Origin of the sequence: Planococcus beigongshangi, assembly GCF_016820495.1 — a bacterium.
Taxonomy (GTDB): Bacteria; Bacillota; Bacilli; order Bacillales_A; family Planococcaceae; genus Planococcus; species Planococcus beigongshangi.
On the sequence record NZ_JADHDU010000009.1, the window covers coordinates 14,407 to 30,352 of the forward strand.

The window sequence follows — 15,946 nt, forward strand, 5'->3', positions numbered from 1 at the left end:
GTCTTCTTCCAATTTTATCCTATTAACAGCGGATTTCAAGGTGAAAATACGGTGGTACTTTCCATCTTACGGTTTTCCCTTTGCATCTCATGCTTTGCGGTTTCTATCCAATGATTTGACGAGGCTGTCTCCCGTTTAGTTTCACTTATCTTAAGGTTTTGCTTTTTTAGCTAATGCTTCTATATAAAGAGCGATGTTAAGATCGGAAACATCGGTTAGTCGCAGTCCGCCGGCAGCGGACTGCCGGGGCGGGACGCGCTGCCCCGCCCGCTCTGGGGCAATAAGGGGTTTTCGTCTTCTGATTTCAGTTATCTCACGGTTAGCCCGTTTTATTTAACGGATAGGCTCAATTGTTTAACAGATAACCAGATTTATTTAACAGATAGCCTCCTTTACCTCACCGATAGCCGATTTTATTTAACAAAGCCCTCACCGTACCAGGATTGCCCCCTCCAGATTCGGGTATAGAACAACAAAGCCAGGCAAGTGAATTTATTCCCGGAGGAGGAAATCGGATGCATTATCAGCTGAATCTGCATATGGCAAGCGCGAAGAAGGATTATTATTGGCTGTTCAACAGCCAGGAAAATACAATGACCGTTTTCAATGAAGTGGTGGCGATGTTCCGGCAGTATGAACCGCGCGATGCGGAGGCGTTTGCGAAGGAACAGCGGCAGGAGATGGACGAGACGGGCAAGAGCGATTCGGTCCAGATCGAAGTCGTGAAAGTCGATAAGAAAGCGATCATCCGCTCGGCAGCGTATAACGAGATGTTTTATGAGGCCCGGCATTTCGAGGATATTTATGATAAATTGACCGAACGTCTAGGCAGGCCGGAGGAAGAGACCTTGGATATTGTTTGATGATGTGAAGCATTCCCTTTTATAGAAAAGCTAAATACCCCCAGACGGCTGTCTGGGGGTATTTTTCATCCTTCCGATTGTCTCAACACTGCATCCAATTCCTGCGTCAATTGTTCTTTCCGCTCAGGAGACCAGCTGAAGAATTCAGCCATATAATCGATGATTTCCTTTTTCCATTGATAGACCCAATTGATATCGAATAGGATCGCCCCTGTTCTTCTCATGAAATAATCGACCGGTGTGAGGACCATTTCATGCGTCAGCGAGTAATGGAGAATCAGTTTGATCGACTTCGGAAGATCGCCACCAGGCAATAGCTCGTTTTCAAGCTGGAGCATCTTTTCCGCATTGGTGCCGAAAGTGGAGACGATGTCCTGTGCGTCTTTCGGTGAAATGCCGAGTTTCTCGATATCCCGTGACCTTTTGGCAATATAGGTTTTGTATTCTTCCGGCTGATTGAACTCCCCGCCGGACAGGCGCAGGTTTTTCGTAATTGATTGCTTGAACGTTTTGCCTTCTTTGCTGAATTCCCTGCTCAGCATATCCGTGACGGTTTCGGCCATCTTCCGGTATCCTGTCAGCTTACCGCCGGCAATGGTGATCAAACCGGTTTCGGAAGTCCAGATTTCATCTTTCCGGGAAATTTCAGATGGCCCTTTCCCTTCCTGGCGGATGAGCGGGCGTACGCCTGCCCAGGAGGATTCGATATCCGTCTTCGTGACATTCACTCCCGGGAACATGAATTTGATGCTTTTCAGGATATAGTCCTTATCCTCTTCTGTTGCGACGGGATGCACAAGATCTTCCCCGAATACGGTATCGGTGGTTCCGACGTAGACTTTTCCGCTTCTCGGGATGGCGAATACCATACGGCCATCCGGTGTATCGAAGTAAACCGGCTGGACCAGCGGAAAATCGGCGCCATCGATGACGATATGGACGCCTTTCGTATGCTGCAGGCTCTTATTGCGGATTTCACGGTCCATGCCGATCACTTTCTCAACCCAGGGACCGGCTGCGTTCACAATTTTTTTGCCGCGTGCCGAATAATCATCCCCTGTTATCTGGTCAGCCAAGCGGACTCCCGACACTTTACCCTGCGGGCCGTAATGGAAGCCGGCCACTTTCACGTAAGTCAGCAGGTCCGCACCTTTTTCAAATGCTTTCTTGGCGACTTCGATCGTCAGCCTTGCGTCATCCGTCCGGTATTCGACGTAATAGCCTCCGCCGAGCAGCCCTTCTTTATTCAACAGCGGCTCTTTCGCAAGCGTCTCTTTTGCCGACAGCATCGTCCGGCGTTCGCTGCGGCGGACACCTGCCAGGTAATCGTAGACTTTCAAGCCGAGTGACGTGGAGTATTTGCCGAATGTCCCGTTCTTATAAATCGGCAGCAGCATCCATTCCGGTGTCGTGACATGAGGTGCATTCACATAGACCACTTCCCGCTCCTTGCCGACTTCCGCCACCATGCGCACTTCGAATTGCTTCAGATAGCGAAGCCCCCCGTGCACCAGTTTCGTCGATCGGCTGGAAGTACCGGCAGCAAAATCCTGCATCTCCACAAGCAGCGTCTTCATGCCCCTGGTCACCGCATCGAGTGCGACGCCCGTCCCCGTGATGCCACCGCCGATGACGATGACGTCATACTCGTTTTGCCCCAGTCCCTCTATTGTTTTCGCGCGTTCTGCATATGAAAATTTTCTCATTGTCGTTCTCCTTTCACGAAAAAAGGCCATTACAATAAACCTGCCTAAGCAAGTATTGTAATGGCCCTGTCTCCTGATCTCTGACCTTATAAAATTTTATTACTTGGAATTTTTCGTCTATGGTAAACTTAACTAGCATTGGTATTTATCGAAAGGGTTGATCGTGTGAATTTAGTGGATATGGTAGAATCTCAAATTATTGCAGCAGTAAAAAATGAAGACGATCTGGAACTCGCAATAGCAAGCAACGTCAATATCGTTTTTCTGCTGACGGGAAATCTGATGACCGCAAGCGGCTACATCGACAAGCTGAAAGGGACCGGCAAACACGTTTTCATCCATATGGATTTTATAGACGGTTTGTCCAATTCCCGCAATGCGATCAATTATGTCGCTGAGAATTGGAAACCGACCGGCATCATCACCACCAAAAGCCAGATTGTGAAAATGGCCAATGAAGCCGGATTGAAAACCATCCAGCGGATTTTCCTGCTGGATCGTGCAGCCGTCACCAAGGGGATTGAAATGGTGAAATCGTGCAGGCCCGATGCCGTTGAAATCATGCCGGCCGTCATCCCGAAAATCATCGACCAGCTGGCAAGCGCCATTCCCTATCCGATCATTGCCGGCGGTTTGATCGACAGCATTTCGGAAGTCCATGACGCGCTGGAGGCCGGTGCTTTGGCCGTTTCGACAGGTGACCACGAAATGTGGAATTTCAACCTATAGAGTGGCGATCGAACTGACACTGTCGAGCACGTGTTTCGGCAATTCCAGACTCATTTCAAGCATCTGCGCGGTCGTGATCCCGGTCATGACCAGCACTGATTGAATCCCGGCATCATTCGCCATCTTGATGTCCGTCTCCAGGCGGTCTCCCACCATGAAGCAATCCGCTGCCGCCATGTCCAGCACTTCAGTCAGGACATATTCGGCCATCAGCTGCGACGGTTTTCCTGTAATCATCGTTACAGGTTCCCCGGTCGCTCCTTCAATCGCTCCGATCAATGCGCCACAATCCGGGATTTCTCCGCCCTCGACCGGACAGGTCCGGTCAGGATTGGTGGCGATGATCTTCGCTCCGTTTTTCCACGCCTGAAACGCATGATTCAATTTGTCATAGGTGAATTGGCGGTCCCATCCAAGAACGACGTAATCCGCTTCGGACGGCACCTCCGCCAATGGGATCTCTTCTTCAGCCAGCTCATCGAAGAGCGGCTGCTCTCCGATCACATAAGCTGTATCTCCCTTTTTCATATTCGCCTTCAAATAATGGGCGGTGATGTAATTCGAATTGATCACTTCACCCAATTCCACATCGATCCCCAGGCTGTTTAACTTCACTACATAATCCGTACGTTTCGCAATTGATTTATTGGTCAGGAAAACGACTTTATCTCCCCGCGCCTTCAATTCTTTTATCGCATCTGCGACACCGTCGATGATGTTCTCGCCGACGTAAATGGTGCCGTCCAAGTCAAAGATGAAACCTTTCATAAACCTTCACTCCAATTAATTACGATGAATTAAAATAGTATTTTATATCGCTTCGGCGCTATGGACAAAGGTCCGAGCAAGCCACCAGAAAAAACCATTGTGCTCCTGCATCGCTGCGCTGCTTCGTCGCAAAGACTTAGCCTCGCTGGCGTCGGCTAATGTCTTCGAAGCTGATTTGCGGAATATCGATTTCTGTATAATTTCTATAATTTACAACTGCTGCTTGCGCGTAAACAAACCGGCTACATATTGCAGCACGAGTACAATGACGATCATGACGATTGACATCGCTGCTGCTGTGTAGAATTCACCGCGCAGGATATTCTGGAAAATCGCGAGACTCATCGGTGCCCATTCAGGCGGCGCCAACAGGATCGAAACGCTGGCTTCCTTGATGACGGTGATGAATACAAGAACCGAACCGGCAGCGATACCCGGCAATAATAGGGGTCCGATGATGGTGATTGCAGCAGTAAGCGGTGTGGCGCCCAAGTTAACCGCCGCTTCTTCAATATCCTGTTTGATGGCGCGCATCGAGCCCATCGTCGACCGGACCATATACGGCAGCCGTCGGATGGTGTAGGCGATGATCAATAGGACTGCAGTTCCCGTTAATTGAAGCGGAGCCGCGTTGAATGTCTGGATCAATGCGATACCGAACGCGATGCCCGGCACGACCAATGGAATCGACGTCATGAAATCCAGTGAAGAAGAATTCTGACGGACGACGAAATACGAAACGAACGTCGCAATGATGACACTCAGTACAAGCGCACCGGTTGCCAGCACAAGACTATTCGTGATGTTCCCGAGCGATCCGTTGAAAATCGTCTTGTAATGATCCAGCGTATAGCCGTTCGGCAAGAGCGATCTGCCCCATGTTGTAGCAACAGATTGAAGCGCTACTGACAGCATCGCGAATAATGGAACCAGTACGATGATGAACGAGTAGATGGAAAGAACTGTGTTCAAGCCTTTGTGCTCGACCAATTTCTGCTGTTTCGGTTTACCGGAAACAGAACCGTAATTCTTTCCTTTCGTGAACAGGTGCTGCAGCCAGAAAAAGAATCCGGCCACGATCACCATGACCACAGTCAGGATGGCAGCGCCGCCCCAGTTGAAGAATCCGGCGATTTCACGATAAGCTTCGACAACCAGCAGGTTAAGGTTTTGCGGTGCCAGGATGATCGGCGTACCGAAATCCGAGAAGCTGACAGTGAAAATCAGGAGGGCACTTGAAATGACCCCCGGAATCGCAAGCGGGAAGGTAACGAAAATGAAGGTGAACCAGCTTTTCGCTCCCAGGTTCTGCGAAGCTTCCTCCAGGCTGACGTCACTGATTTTAAAGGCAGCCACCAGTGGCCACAGCGCATACGGGAAGAAGAAGAACACTTGAACCATGACGATTCCGACCATGGAATAAGGATCGATCAGCATACCTTCGCCGCCGAGGAAATTATAGATTTGTGTAACCCATCCTGCACGTCCGAACATGATGATGAACGCATAGGCAGAGATGAATGTCGGTACGATCAGCGGTACTGTACAAAGCGCCGAAATCGTTTTCTTGAATGGCATTTTCGTACGGGCAATACCGTAAGCCAGTGGAATACAGATCAAAATAACAAGGATCGTCACCGTGAATGCCAGGAAAAGACTGTTTTTCAGGGCATCGGCATAGCCGGAATTACTGAAGATCTGCTTGTAATTATCAAGTGATGCATTCTGGAACTTTTCGACGGTCGAACTGAAAATAGCCGGATCGACGAGCGAGCCGAGCAAGTTGATCGGTTCACCTGTAAAGCTGACCAGAAAAACGGAGATTAGCGGCAAAATCATAAAAAGGGCAAAAAAAGCAATAATCAGCCATTTAATCAGCGTTAATCCGCTGAATGCGTTTTTCATCTTCTTCATATCAACAGCACCCTTTCATGGGCGACGGTCAATTTCACTTCTTTGCCGGCTTCATAGATGCTTTCGCCTGAAGAGTATGTCGTATCAATCACCAATTGATATACACCGACCTGGACGTCGTATCGAACGATCGAGCCCAAATATGTAGACATTAAAACGGTTCCTTGAATGACATTCGTATCAGCAGTGTCAATGATGCTGTCTGAAGCGACCACTTGGACATGCTCCGGACGAATGATGACGTCCACTTCTTTTTTCGTTGATTTCTTAGTGGATTTAAGGCTGAATCCTTCACCTTCAACGTGGTACAGCCCATTTTCTTCGCCCACAACTGTCCCTTTCAGGATATTGGATGTGCCGACAAAATTGGCGATAAATGGAGTGGCGGGATTACTGTAGAGATCAGTAGGGGTTCCAATCTGAATGATATTTCCGGCATCCATGACTGCTACCCGGTCTGCCATACTCATCGCTTCTTCCTGATCGTGCGTTACGAAAATCGTAGTGATGCCAAGTTCCTGCTGGATTCTCCGGATGGTATTGCGCATGGAATGGCGAAGCTTTTGATCCAGGTTCGACAACGGCTCATCCATCAATAGCACAGCCGGTTCCATCACCAGGGCACGCGCCAGGGCAACACGCTGCTGCTGTCCGCCGGATAATTCACTCGTCAATCGGTGTGCATGCTGATCAAGTTCAACATACTTCAAAATTTCCATCACTTTTGTTTCGATATCTTTCGGTGTCTTACCAAGTCGTTTGTTCAAAAGGCGCGCATAAATCGAAGCCTGTTTGAAAGGGTTGCTTTTATTCAATTGCTTGATGTTCAGGCTGTAAGCCACGTTTTCAAATACGTTCATATGAGGAAACAATGCATAACTTTGGAACACCATTCCCGTATTCCGTTTATTGGCGGGAACATCTTCCACTTCCTGGTCTCCGATGAAAATCTTGCCCGAAGTCGGCTTTTCAAAACCTGCGATACAGCGCATCATGGTCGTTTTTCCACAACCAGATGGACCCAGAAGGGCGAAAAATTCGCCCTCCTTGATATCCAGGTCAATATTTTTCAAAGCAGTAAAATCTCCAAAACTCTTGATCAGATTATTTACTTTTACTGAACCCATATCTATCCATCCTTTTTCTATATAACTTGAATTACTGATTCTTACCAATCGATCTTGTGCAAAATTGCTCCGCTCTCCTGACGATGTGAGCTGCGCTGTCTGGGGCTGAACGCCCGAGTGGATCCGAGACTTCTTTCTTTTCAAAGGAGTCTCGGCTGCTCTAAAATCAACTCCAGCGAAGGAGCGTGCCTATCTGCATTGATAATTTACTTATTGGAATCTCTCTTTCCATTCATTGCGCACGCGGTCATAGTTTTCGTTTACCCAGTCGATGTCCAGGTCCACAGCGTTCGCTTTTACTTCATCCAATGAAAGATCTGATTTCGACTCAACATCCGGGTTGATCGGAATGTGGTAGGAATCAGCCATGATCTGCTGTGCTTCTTCACCTAACAGGTAATCGATGAACGCTTTCCCGCCTTCAGGGTTCGGGCCGCCTTCAATAAGGGATGCCGGGTTTACAAGAACCGGTGTTTTGTCCGGTAAGATGAAATCTACACTTTCGCCGGCTGCTTTCTGTTCGAATGCCATGAAATCAAAACCGATTCCGATATGGGCTTCACCCATCGAAACGCCTTTTGTCGGTGCTGAACCTGAGTCAGGCATTGAGTTTGCCTGAGCTACCAATTTCTCGAAATAAGCCCAGCCTTCTTCTTCACCGCGCTGCATCAACTGATCCATAACCATCAGAGTTGCCGTACCTGAAGCTGCCGGGTTAGGAAATTGGATTTTGCCTTCCCATTTCGGGTCCAATAGATCATCCCAAGTTTTCGGAGCTTCTTCTTCTGTCACCATTTCTGTGTTATATGAGAACCCAAGTACGAAAACTTCAACGCCGACATATTTACCGTCACCGTGTTTCATCTTGATGCCATCTTCCACTTCTTCCCAATCTTCAGCTGCTTCCGGAATATAAGAAGCCAGGATTCCGCGGTCAACTGCCGCTTCGAAAGGAAGGATCCCTCCGCCGCCGTACCACACATCCGCTTTCGGATTGTCTTTTTCAGCAAGCATCTGGTTGACCAATACGTTCGTTCCTGCGTATTGTACGTCAACGTTGCCGCCGTTCAATTCCATGTATTTGCTGGCAAGTTCTTTCGTGAACTCAGGCGTTTCCGGTGAATACACCGTGATGCGTTCGCCATCCTCGCTCGCGCCGCCTGAATCTCCTCCAGCACATCCTGCCAAAATCCCTGCAGCGAGCATCATACTTGCTGCCAATCCGGTCATCTTCTTCATAACTGTTAATCCCCCTTTGAATAATTAGTTGGTGGCAAAAAAACAGAGATGAATGCCGAAGCAAACCCCTCACGTAAGTAGGGATCTGCATTCAGGCTTTCATCTCATGGTCTCTGCCTAATATTCAACTAATTTCCAGTATACAATATAGTCTGATTATTGCAACCGCTTTCTTAAAATTAGTTGAAAATAAATAATTGGCTTTATCTGTTTTTCATTACATCATTCAAAATGTCGGGAAAATTCGTGAACATCCCTGTTACGCCCCAGTCCAGCAACCTTTCCATATCTTCACGGTTGTTCACTGTATATGGATGCATCAACAGGCCATGCCCGCGCACTTTTTCTACATACGCCTGATCGATTCGCGTATAGCTTGCGCCGATGCCGATCGCGTATTCTTTGATGGCTTCAACTTCCGCATCCGTGATTACGGCCGGAGAAGAATAGGAAATCAGCTGAACCAGCGGGATACGCGGATCCAATGCATGCATTTTCAATAAGCTATCCGGACTGAACGACTGGATCAGCACTTTGCTTGAAGGCGCGTTGGGTCCGGTCATTTTGTATTTCTCGAGAACTCTTACCAATTCCTCTTCCATTCCCGGATAGACATTCGGCGCTTTTGTCTCGATATAATACCGGGCCCCTCTGCCGAATTCTTCAAAAACTTCTTCCAGCGTCGGCACTGTCAATCCGGCATATTCCGCTTTCGCTCTGTCGGGATAGGCTTCGTTGAACCATGTCCCAGCATCCAGCTGTTTAATCTCAGCCAGCGTCATATCTTTCACGAATCCTGTGCCATCTGTCGTTCTGTCGACTTTCTCATCGTGCATGGCGATCAGAACACCGTCTTTCGTCATTTGCAGATCAATCTCTATATAATCGCCTTTCATCGCTTCTCCCAGTTCATAAGCCGGCACCGTATGTTCCGGAGCATGTCCGGATGCCCCGCGATGCGCCACGTTTAAAATCTTATTCGGATTCAAAGAAGGTCCCTCCACTTTTGCAGATGCCAATGTCGGATTGAATGAAAACACCATGCTTAACACCAATAAAACTGCCGAAATGTACGAAATCTTTTTCAAAAATTCCATCTCCTCGTTTTTATTTGTGGACTGCTTTTCCATTACCTGTGTTGCTGACTCACTTCCCCCTTTCAATTATCAGAATAAATAAACAATATCATTAGTCAATTGGATTTGTAAATTTTAAACATAATTATGTAAGAAAAATCCTTTTGAGTGAATGGGAAACGCCTGGACAGTTTTGTCCAGGCGTTTCCAGTTGCTGCGAATATTTCATCTCCGGTTCCCCAGTCCTCTTCCCAGCAGATCGGCGGATACAGGCTCCCGTCCGAGTTCCCTCGACCATACCGACAACTGGCCGATGTGATGGATTTCGTGTCCAATGACATGGCGCATCACTTCCCCCCAGCTGTCGGTGAATTCGGTGCCGTCTGAGCCGGTGGAAACGAGCAGCCGATGTTCCAGGCCATCATTCCAGTTCGCAACAAATGCCTCCACTTCAGGGCGGAACCGGGCATCCAATTCGCGCACTTTTTCAAGGCTGCTGTATTCAGCGAAATCCTCCTTGAAATCTTCTTCCCCCCTCAACACGCGGAGCCAGCTCCATTCCGTGTCGATGATATGGAACAATGTCTCCAGGATGCTGCCGACGCCGCCTGTCCGCTTTTTCAGCAACTCTTCCCCGCTAACCTCTTCACACCACCTATACCATTCTTCCCGGACTTGCCAATTATAATGAAACAGCATTTTCATGAGTGCCCTCCAGTAAAATTTGATGTTAGTCTTTATTCTTTCCGGAAAGGGTGAAATCCTTTATTTCATCAAAAGAGGAATCTCGGGCAGATACAGCGAAATAGGTTGAATCTGAATTTTTTCCAGGAGGTTGCCATGCAGGAAGAAAAGAACAACGGCATTACGGTACATATGGTTTTGGGAATGGGCGGCCTGCTGTTGGTCATGGCCGGCGTCTTCAAGCTGCTCCTCCTCGTGATGGATCCGATCAGCTATGCCCTGTCCGGTGTGGGCCTCGCTTTTGTGATCCAATATATTTATACGCTGGAGAAGAAGAATGGTGTCAGCAGTGCGTTCCAGTGGATTCGCTCAGCTGTGATGATCGGACTTTTCCTGCTTTTCCTCACTATGTATTTTGTAGCGAATTGAATTAGGGATGGCAGCCGGGACAGGAACTTTGTCCCGGCTGTTTTTTGGTCCGTGCCGGTTATGCCCAACTCGGGACCGGATATGCCCAAGTTCCGTAGTTTTATGCCCAACTATTGCCCGGATATGCCCAACTTCACCCGATTTATGCCCAACTCCAAAAAAACCGCAAAAAAAGAGGCAGCCGCAGCCGCCTCTCATCCTTATTTATGCTTCGCCAGCACACCTGCAACTTTCCCCGCGACATAATCGCTGCCATTTGATTCGTCTTCAATTCCTTCGATCATCATCGCGATGATGACGCCCGGATCCTCCGAATCGTAGCCTACGAAATAGCCGTCTTCGCTGCCGCGCTCACCAGTGCGCATCTTGTATTCGGCGGTGCCCGTCTTGCCCGCGACCGCCACTTCACCGATATTGGCGGATTTCGCGTAACCGTCCGTCACTACGCTGCGCATCGCCGCACGGAGCAGCTCTGCATCCTCGTCGCTCACAAGACCTTCTTTCCAAATTGCCGGCTCGTCTTCATCCAGCAGCAATGGCTCATACATCGTGCCGCCGTTCACGAACGGCTGGTACATCGAAGCCAGATGGAGGATATTGATGAGCATCTGCCCCTGGCCATAAGCGGTGTCCGCTGTTTGGCCGTCAGAACCGAGTGAGCCCTCATTGCTGACTTGTGACGGCTGCAGATTCAGCAGGAACGGAATTTCATCCGTAAAACCGAAATCCCCAAAGCCGGCAACCAACTCTTCGCGTCCGATTTCAAGCCCCTTTTGCGCAAAATATATATTGTCGGAGTAGACGATCGCTTTATGCAAGTCGATCGGATTTTCGACATCGTCATGAAGCCGCGTGATGTGGAAACCGCCCCAGGAGCCGTTCAGCTGCCACTGCTTGCCTTCGATCGTGACGCCTTCTTCCGGATCGATCGCACCGCCTGCCAATCCGATCGCCGCGGTCACCGGTTTTATTGCGGAGCCGGGCGGATAGGAAGCCGCAAAACGAATGAACAGCGGATTGCCCGCAGCATTCGTCAATTCGTTGTAGCGGGAGCCCGTGATGCCTTTCACGAATTCGTTCGGGTTATAGGAGGGCGAGCTGACGAGTGCCAGCGTTTCGCCAGTTTCCGGATCGACCGCTGCACTTGCGCCGGGTTCCCCGCCCATCGATTCATAGAGCGATTTCTGCAGTTCGGCGTCGATCGTCAATTTGATGACCTGGCTTTCACCCGCGTTATTTTCAAAAAGTGTCACCGGCTCAGCGCTTCCCGCTTTGTGGGCAATGACCCGCATGCCCGGTTTGCCGCGCAGCTGATTTTCCAGCGCGCGTTCCAGCCCCTGGCGGCCAATCATATCATTCGGCCCATAGCCTTCGTCTTCCAATTCCCCCAATTGCTCCGCCGTGATCGGTCCGATATAGCCGACCAGATGCGCCAGCGCTTCACCATATGGATATTCACGGAAATCCGACGGCTCCTGTTTCGTGCCCGGCACTGAAAATACGCGGTCAAGCGTCAGCTGATCGCTTCTCGGCACTTGCTTGATCGGCACAAAATAATGCGGCTGCACCCAGCTTTTATTCATGGCCGCGTTAATCTCTTCCACATCGATTCCGAGAGCCCGCGCCAATTTTTGTTTCTGCTCGGCCGTATTGAAATTCTGCGGCACGACGCCCACCATCATCGCCTCGCTGTTCATGGCGACCGGTCTGTCATGGCGGTCGACGAGCTCCCCGCGCTTCGGTTCGGTCATCCGGACTTCGACCTCATCCCCCAGTTCAAGTTTCGGCAAAATCAAACCGGGGTTCCACTCCACAAACCAGTCTTCCATTTCCGCATGCGTTTCATATACCAGCGTCAATGTCTGCTCAAACTCGATCGGCCCAGCCAACGTTTCCATCCCGACCTGGACATTAAAATCCGCCGGCATGTCTTTCGGATATTCCCCGCCATTTTCCGGCGGCGTATACGACACATTGACATCACTGACGCCGAGCTGCTCGAATATGTTTTCCTGCCAAGTCACAAAATTGAGCGAACCATAAATGTCTTTCGCCCCCTGACTCAGGAACGACCCGAACATCTTCGAAAACTCCTGACCGCTCCACAATTCAACATACTGCTGCGCACGCAGCTCAGCTTCCGAAGCCACTTCCGCTTTCGCTTCGTCCGGCACGCTCTCTTCTTCCGGATCTTCCTGACAGCCTGCAAGGAGAATGATCAAAACAATAAATGCAAGAACCCCGAGAAGCCTCTTGTCCATCCGTTTCCCTCCATTCTATTCAGCTGGGGCGTCCAATAATTCCATATACAGTTAAATTCTCTGCAAATTCTGATAATCCTCTATTTTGGCATGTGAAAGTGGGTGATTGGGGTTGCTTATTTCACGGATAACGGTGGTTGTTTAACGGATAATCGGTATTGTTTAACGGATAAGCTGGTTTATCTCACGGATAGCCTGGTTTATCTCACGGATAGCCCCGTTTATCTCACGAATAAGCGCTTTTATTTAATTCCCCCTATTTGGAAAGCCTTCTCCCGCTTGGAGGTCCCGGTTTGATTGCAGTCCGCCGCTGCGGACTGCCAGGGCGGGCTGGGCCCGCCCGTCTTTCGGCCGATATCGGAGTTAAGCTCACTGGATGGCGGTACCTCGCAGACGGCTGAGGTTGTTTAACGGATAGCGTGATTTGTTTAACGGATACGATGGTTTGTCTCACGGATAACCCGGTTTATCTCACTGATCCGCCCGTTTATCTCCCACCTTCCCGCAACTTCACGTTTCACCTCTCCAGCCCACAGGGTATTCCACTTAAATATGCATTTATTTGTTTAGGAGTGAAAATTTGATGCCCTATGCCAAAATCGACGATTCGCTGACGCTTTATTATCAAAAGAAAGGCACTGGGCTGCCGATTGTGTTCATCCATCCGTTCGTGATGGCGCACAGCGTCTTCATGCACCAGGAAGCGCTTGCCGGCCGCTACCAGACGATCTTTTTCGACATGGCGGGCCACGGCAACAGCACTTCCGGCGACTTGCCGCTGACCATCGACCTGCTCGCCGATCATCTGAAAAAGCTGCTCGACCGGATCGGCGTCGATAAAGTGGTCGTCTGCAGCTATTCGCACGGCGGCCTCGTCGCCCAGGAATTCGCGCTGAAATACCCGGAACGGACCATCGCCATCATCCTCTCTGGCGGCTATTCGGAATTAAATAATTTTTCGCCGAAATTCTTCATCAAGACGGTCATGTACCTGTCGAAATTCCGGATGCTGCCGGTTGCGGCAAAACTGCAGGCCAAGTTGAATAAATACTATGAGGCAGACGAAGATAAAATCTACCGGCTCGCACGCAAGACCGATCCGCAGCGTGCCTATGAATTCTGCCGCACCGGCTTGGATTATAGATCGACCTATTCGCTGCACCGCTTGAAAATGCCGATCCTTCTCGTCTATGGGTCGCTTGAAAAGCCGATGCACCATTACCGGTTCCCGTTTCTGAGAGCGGCGCCGCAGACAAGAGTCGTATTCATCGAAGGCGGTGACCATCAGGTGCCGACGCGTTCGTTCGGACAATTCAACACTGCGGTCGACCGCTTTTTGCAGCCGATTGCCGCCCACTATCCTGCTGACACAATGGAGTGAAGACAATGAAATTGAAAATGATTCTACTGCTCATCGGTCCGACCATTATGATGTTCATCGGTCTGCAGCTGTTTGAGAGTGTTGCTGTGACTTTTCTTTTGTTTTACGGCTGGCTGCTCGGGGTTCCGCTGCTGGGGAAAGCTTTTCCGAAAGAACGGATGAACGTGTCGAAGGAAGGGATCCTTCTCGGGGTGGCCAGTGGCCTAGTCTTTTTCATCTTCATATTCGGCGGCATGCTCTTCTTTCATGAGTATTTGCTGGATGTCGAAGAGCTGCGGGCGCTGCTCGTTGCCTGGGGATTTATCGGACCGGCTGAGATCTGGCTCATCCTCGTGCTGCTTTTATTGAACCCGGTGCTGGAAGAAGTGTACTGGCGGGGCTATATGTTTGAGAAGGTCCGCAACACCGGCAATGCGGCCAAAGCCATTGCGGTGACGGGCGTGTTCTATACACTGTATCATGTGCTGACGATCATGCAGCTTTTCGAAGTGACGTATACACTTGTCGCCGTCATTCCCGTTTTGATCGCCGGCTTGTTCTGGGGCTATGTCCGTGAACGCACAGGTTCGATCACGGCGACGATCATCGGGCATGCTCTTGGAGATATTGGCATTGTCTGCGTTTATTGGTTTATGGTGCGTTGATAAACAAAAAGACATTCCAGCCGCAGATTCTGTATAAACAGATTTTCTCACGGAATGGAATGTCCTATTGGCCTTGACTCGTTAATTTCCGAAAAAATTAAAGTTCTGGAAAAGTGAAACGGTCAAGATTAAGGTTAATAATGTCCCTGAAGAAGTTAATGTAATGATTTTTCGGTTGCTCTGATTTTTCTCAGGTTTGGATAACTCTTTTACAGCCATATACCAGACAATGATTGAAAGCAAACCAATAATTCCAATAGTCATAGATACCTCTCCTTGTAAGTTCAGTATTTTTGTACGTCAAAACCGTCTTGAAAAAAGCTTCTTGTCTGTAATACGGATGAATAGGGAAAAAGTTACAATTTTTATTATCCATTTTTATTTCCATCTACAATTATGCCCCCGGCTTGGAGCGCCAGGGGCATTCTTTTTATATAGAGTTGATGAATTTTATGCCTTTATTCCATTTCCTCAATGTGGACATCCCGGCACACCAGCGTCATTTCCGTCATCGGCCGGTCGAACAGTACGTGCAATTCGAAATCGCTGCCGTTCAGGTAGATTTCGTTATAGAGCCAGACCGCGTCCGTCAGGTTCTCAGGAATCGTCGCTTCCTTGACCCCGGTGAATGTTACGCGGATGTCTTTGAAATAATGGAAGCCGCCGCTGCAGTCGATGAGAAATATCAGTTCATCTTCTGCGCCGCGATCGATGCTTTTGATGACACAGTCATGAAGGCTTTTCTCTGTCAGCTGCACAACACCGGCCGGCAGGGAATCTTTGATGGATTCGTAATGTCTGCTGTAATCATCCAGCAGCGCATCAACGCGTGCTTCATAATCCGCTTCCCATTTGGCCGTCATCTCACGCAGTTCAGGCGTCGGGTATGTGGAGTTTATCGTACCGTCATAGATATAGGGATGAAATGATTCAGGCAGGAATTTCAATAGGTCTTCTTTCTTTTCCGCCAAGTCCCGGCGTTGTATTTCGCCCGCGTCAATTCCTTCTTCACGGCGCCATGCCAGATTCTTTTCCCATTCTTCTTCTGTCTCAGGGAAAGCCAGAAAACCTGACACTTGCATCTCGTCATACCATTCTTTCGTAAAGTATTTCATCCTCTTCCCC

The 15,946-nt window shown here is 49.3% G+C and carries 15 protein-coding genes; 5 read left to right on the forward strand and 10 right to left on the reverse strand.

Annotation, left to right across the window (positions count from 1 at the left end):
* The first annotated feature begins 515 nt into the window (after window positions 1-515).
* The gene (locus tag IQ294_RS14435; protein ID WP_203334766.1) at window positions 516-863 is read left to right on the forward strand and encodes a hypothetical protein; all 348 of its coding nucleotides are present in this window, start codon (window positions 516-518) and stop codon (window positions 861-863) included.
* Window positions 864-928: 65 nt separating this feature from the next.
* Here the strand turns inward: IQ294_RS14435 and IQ294_RS14440 are convergent, their stop codons facing one another.
* Window positions 929-2,569 carry a glycerol-3-phosphate dehydrogenase/oxidase gene (locus IQ294_RS14440; protein WP_203334767.1) on the reverse strand — a complete coding sequence of 547 codons (1,641 nt, stop codon included), beginning with the start codon at window positions 2,567-2,569 and terminating at the stop codon, window positions 929-931.
* A 165-nt stretch (window positions 2,570-2,734) separates the two neighbouring features.
* Between IQ294_RS14440 and IQ294_RS14445 the strand changes: the two genes are divergently transcribed.
* Window positions 2,735-3,298: a glycerol-3-phosphate responsive antiterminator gene (locus IQ294_RS14445; protein WP_349291371.1), complete on the forward strand. Its 564-nt coding sequence runs from the start codon at window positions 2,735-2,737 to the stop codon at window positions 3,296-3,298.
* Here IQ294_RS14445 and IQ294_RS14450 read toward each other — a convergent pair.
* The 6 genes from IQ294_RS14450 to IQ294_RS14475 form a co-directional block, all read right to left on the reverse strand.
* Window positions 3,293-4,066, reverse strand: coding sequence for an HAD-IIA family hydrolase (locus IQ294_RS14450; RefSeq protein WP_203334768.1), 774 nt, complete (start codon window positions 4,064-4,066; stop codon window positions 3,293-3,295). The two genes, IQ294_RS14445 and IQ294_RS14450, sit on opposite strands and share 6 nt — an antisense overlap.
* A 210-nt stretch (window positions 4,067-4,276) precedes the next feature.
* Entirely contained in the window at window positions 4,277-5,980 is a 1,704-nt protein-coding gene (locus IQ294_RS14455; RefSeq protein ID WP_203334769.1) for an ABC transporter permease, read from the reverse strand.
* Window positions 5,977-7,107: an ABC transporter ATP-binding protein gene (locus tag IQ294_RS14460; RefSeq protein WP_203334770.1), complete on the reverse strand. Its 1,131-nt coding sequence runs from the start codon at window positions 7,105-7,107 to the stop codon at window positions 5,977-5,979. The genes IQ294_RS14455 and IQ294_RS14460 overlap by 4 nt, the downstream gene beginning before the upstream one ends.
* 210 nt (window positions 7,108-7,317) lie before the next feature.
* Window positions 7,318-8,346 carry an extracellular solute-binding protein gene (locus IQ294_RS14465; RefSeq protein WP_203334771.1) on the reverse strand — a complete coding sequence of 343 codons (1,029 nt, stop codon included), beginning with the start codon at window positions 8,344-8,346 and terminating at the stop codon, window positions 7,318-7,320.
* A 203-nt stretch (window positions 8,347-8,549) separates the two neighbouring features.
* Window positions 8,550-9,443 (reverse strand): glycerophosphodiester phosphodiesterase, encoded by an 894-nt coding sequence (locus IQ294_RS14470; RefSeq protein WP_203334772.1) that lies wholly within the window; start codon window positions 9,441-9,443, stop codon window positions 8,550-8,552.
* Window positions 9,444-9,647: 204 nt separating this feature from the next.
* Complete coding sequence (locus IQ294_RS14475; protein ID WP_203334773.1) at window positions 9,648-10,127, reverse strand: DinB family protein; 480 nt, start codon at window positions 10,125-10,127, stop codon at window positions 9,648-9,650.
* Between the two features lie 135 nt (window positions 10,128-10,262).
* On the opposite strand from IQ294_RS14475, the gene IQ294_RS14480 reads away from it, so the two are divergent.
* Window positions 10,263-10,535, forward strand: a complete 273-nt coding sequence (locus IQ294_RS14480) for a hypothetical protein (RefSeq protein WP_203334774.1) — start codon at window positions 10,263-10,265, stop codon at window positions 10,533-10,535.
* A gap of 200 nt (window positions 10,536-10,735) precedes the next feature.
* Here the strand turns inward: IQ294_RS14480 and IQ294_RS14485 are convergent, their stop codons facing one another.
* Window positions 10,736-12,796: a penicillin-binding transpeptidase domain-containing protein gene (locus tag IQ294_RS14485; protein WP_203334775.1), complete on the reverse strand. Its 2,061-nt coding sequence runs from the start codon at window positions 12,794-12,796 to the stop codon at window positions 10,736-10,738.
* A gap of 583 nt (window positions 12,797-13,379) precedes the next feature.
* On the opposite strand from IQ294_RS14485, the gene IQ294_RS14490 reads away from it, so the two are divergent.
* Window positions 13,380-14,177 (forward strand): alpha/beta fold hydrolase, encoded by a 798-nt coding sequence (locus tag IQ294_RS14490; RefSeq protein ID WP_203334776.1) that lies wholly within the window; start codon window positions 13,380-13,382, stop codon window positions 14,175-14,177.
* A gap of 5 nt (window positions 14,178-14,182) precedes the next feature.
* Window positions 14,183-14,821 (forward strand): CPBP family intramembrane glutamic endopeptidase, encoded by a 639-nt coding sequence (locus IQ294_RS14495; protein ID WP_203334777.1) that lies wholly within the window; start codon window positions 14,183-14,185, stop codon window positions 14,819-14,821.
* A gap of 81 nt (window positions 14,822-14,902) precedes the next feature.
* Here the strand turns inward: IQ294_RS14495 and IQ294_RS14500 are convergent, their stop codons facing one another.
* Together IQ294_RS14500 and IQ294_RS14505 are read right to left on the reverse strand one after the other, a co-directional pair.
* Complete coding sequence (locus IQ294_RS14500; protein WP_203334778.1) at window positions 14,903-15,085, reverse strand: hypothetical protein; 183 nt, start codon at window positions 15,083-15,085, stop codon at window positions 14,903-14,905.
* A 194-nt stretch (window positions 15,086-15,279) separates the two neighbouring features.
* Window positions 15,280-15,936 (reverse strand): DUF4085 family protein, encoded by a 657-nt coding sequence (locus tag IQ294_RS14505; protein ID WP_203334779.1) that lies wholly within the window; start codon window positions 15,934-15,936, stop codon window positions 15,280-15,282.
* Between the last annotated feature and the right edge of the window lie 10 nt (window positions 15,937-15,946).